Here is a 2,316-nt window from a genome sequence, read left to right as displayed (position 1 = left end):
GGTGCTTCTCGAGCGTGCCCACCGTCAGAGCTCCCCGAGGATCTCGGCGACCTGGGCCACGTCCTTGTCACCGCGGCCGGACAGGTTGAGCAGCACGGTCTTGCCGGCCAGCTCGGCGCGGGCCCGGCTGATCCAGGCCAGAGCGTGGGCCGGCTCCAGCGCCGGGATGATGCCCTCGAAGCGGGCGAGGAGCTGGAAGGCGTCGAGCACCTCGGCGTCGGTGACCGACTCGTAGCGGGCCCGGCCGAGCTCGGCGAGGTGGGCGTGCTCGGGCCCGACGCCCGGGTAGTCGAGGCCGGCGGAGATGGACTCGGCCTCCTGCACCTGGCCGTGGTCGTCCTGGAGCAGGAACGAGGTCGAGCCGTGGACGATGCCGGGCACACCGTGGCCGACCGCTGCACCGCCGGCGGGCTCGACGCCGACCAGATCGGCGTCGGTGTCGACGAAGCCGGAGAAGATGCCGATGGCGTTGGAGCCTCCGCCGACGCACGCAGCCACGACGTCGGGCACCCGCCCGTCGAGGGCCAGGCACTGCTCGCGAGCCTCGGTGCCGAGCACCCGCTGGAGCTCGCGCACCATCCAGGGGTACGGGTGGGGGCCCATCGCCGAGCCCAGGCAGTAGTGGCTGGACTCGACCGTGGCCACCCAGTCGCGCATGGCCTCGTTCACGGCGTCCTTGAGGGTCTGCGAGCCGGTCTCGGCGGCGCGCACCTCGGCGCCGAGCAGGCGCATCCGGAACACGTTCAGCTTCTGGCGCTCCATGTCGACCGAGCCCATGTAGACGACGCACTCGAGGCCCAGCAGCGCCGCCGCCGTGGCGGTGGCGACCCCGTGCTGACCGGCGCCGGTCTCGGCCACGAGGCGCTGCTTGCCCATGCGCTGGGCGAGAAGGGCCTGGCCGAGCACGTTGTTGATCTTGTGACTGCCGGTGTGGTTCAGGTCCTCGCGCTTGAGCAGGAGGCGCAGGCCGAGCTCGTCGGAGAGCCGTTCACACACGGTGAGCGGGCTGGGCCGGCCGGCGTAGTCGCGCAGCAGGCCGTCGAGGCGGGCGCGGAAGGCGGCGTCGGCCCAGGCGTCGCGGAACTCCCGCTCGACCTCCTGGCAGGCACCGACGAGGGTCTCCGGGACGAACTGGCCCCCGAAGCGGCCGAAGCGGCCATCGGTGACGTCGCCCATCAGGGAGGAGGCGGGTTCGGTCGTGCTGGTCATCGAGCGGTCCAGAGGTCGGCGAGGGGCGGGTGGATGGTGGTCGAACCGGGATCGGCGGCCTTGGCCGCGGCGACGAAGGCGCGGACAGCACCGGGGTCCTTGCGGCCGATGGAGGCCTCGACACCGGATGCGACATCGACGCCCCAGGGCCCGACCGTGCGGATGGCCTCGTCGACGGTGTCGGGACGCAGGCCACCGGCGAGCAGGACCCGGTGGCGGCGGGTGAGATCGCCGACCAGGCTCCAGTCGAAGGGCACGCCGCCGCCCGGTGTGGGCGCGTCCAGCAGGAGGACGTCGGCCCCGTGGCGGTCGATCTCGTGGAGCTGCGGGTCGCCCGCCGCCATGCCCCGGATGAGCACCGGGACCTGCGCGTGGACCTGCGCGCTGGTGGCGGGCGTCTCGGCGCCGTGCAGCTGCACGGCCCGCAGGCCGACCGCGTCGACGATGTCGAGGACCTCTCGTGCCAGGTGGTCCCGGAAGACCCCGACGGTCAACACGTGGTCGGGCACGGCGGCGACGATCTCCATGGCCTCCTCCACCGTGACCTGTCGGCGCGAGGGGGCGAAGATCACGCCGACGGCGTCGGCACCGGCATCGACGGCCAGCGCAGCGTCAGCGGCGCTGGTGGTGGCGCAGATCTTCACGAACACGGTCCGCGACCGTACCGGGGTGCCGGCCCGATCCAGCAGCGCGTACCGGCACCCACCACGTTCTGGCCTGCCGATGCCCCGCCTGGCGGGGGTGGATGTATGCCAGAACGTTCAGTGGGTGGAACGAAGGGCGGCGACGGCTGCGGCGGGGTCGCCGGAGGTGACGAGGGACTCCCCCACCAGCACGGCGTCGTACCCCGCCTCGGCCAGGGCGGCAGCGTCCTCGGGGCCGCGCACGCCGGATTCGGCCACGGAGACCACGTGGTCGGGGAACGCCGCGGCCATGCGAACGGCGCGCTCGTGGTCGACCTCAAAGGTCACCAGGTCCCGCTGGTTCACACCGACGAGGGTGGCGCCGACGGCGAGGGCCCGTTCGAGCTCGGCTTCGTCGTGGACCTCGACCAGTGCGTCGAGACCGACCTCGGTGGCGGTGCGGTGGAAGCTGGCCAGCTCGTCG

3 protein-coding genes are annotated in these 2,316 nt (G+C 73.0%); all 3 read right to left on the bottom strand.

Going from position 1 to position 2,316, the window contains the following annotated elements; genetic code table 11:
• Nucleotides 1-24 precede the first annotated feature (24 nt).
• The gene (trpB, locus tag VMN58_12520) at nt 25-1,209 is read right to left on the bottom strand and encodes a tryptophan synthase subunit beta (protein ID HUF34021.1); all 1,185 of its coding nucleotides are present in this window, start codon (nt 1,207-1,209) and stop codon (nt 25-27) included.
• Nucleotides 1,206-1,859 (bottom strand): phosphoribosylanthranilate isomerase, encoded by a 654-nt coding sequence (locus VMN58_12515; protein HUF34020.1) that lies wholly within the window; start codon nt 1,857-1,859, stop codon nt 1,206-1,208. Before VMN58_12515 ends, trpB begins: the two co-directional genes overlap by 4 nt.
• A gap of 111 nt (nt 1,860-1,970) precedes the next feature.
• Nucleotides 1,971-2,316: indole-3-glycerol-phosphate synthase TrpC (locus VMN58_12510; protein HUF34019.1), on the bottom strand; the 346-nt coding region annotated here is incomplete at its 5' end.

This window comes from Acidimicrobiales bacterium (genome assembly GCA_035512495.1).
In the GTDB taxonomy this organism is placed as follows: Bacteria; Actinomycetota; Acidimicrobiia; order Acidimicrobiales; family CADCSY01; genus DATKDW01.
Note: the sequence above shows the minus strand (reverse complement) of the source record. Positions and strands in the feature narration are given on the sequence as shown.

What these genes read in the sequence shown, in the direction of transcription:
- trpB (HUF34021.1), bottom strand. Translation starts at nt 1,209, where the DNA reads ATGACCAGCACGACCGAACCCGCCTCCTCCCTGATGGGCGACGTCACC.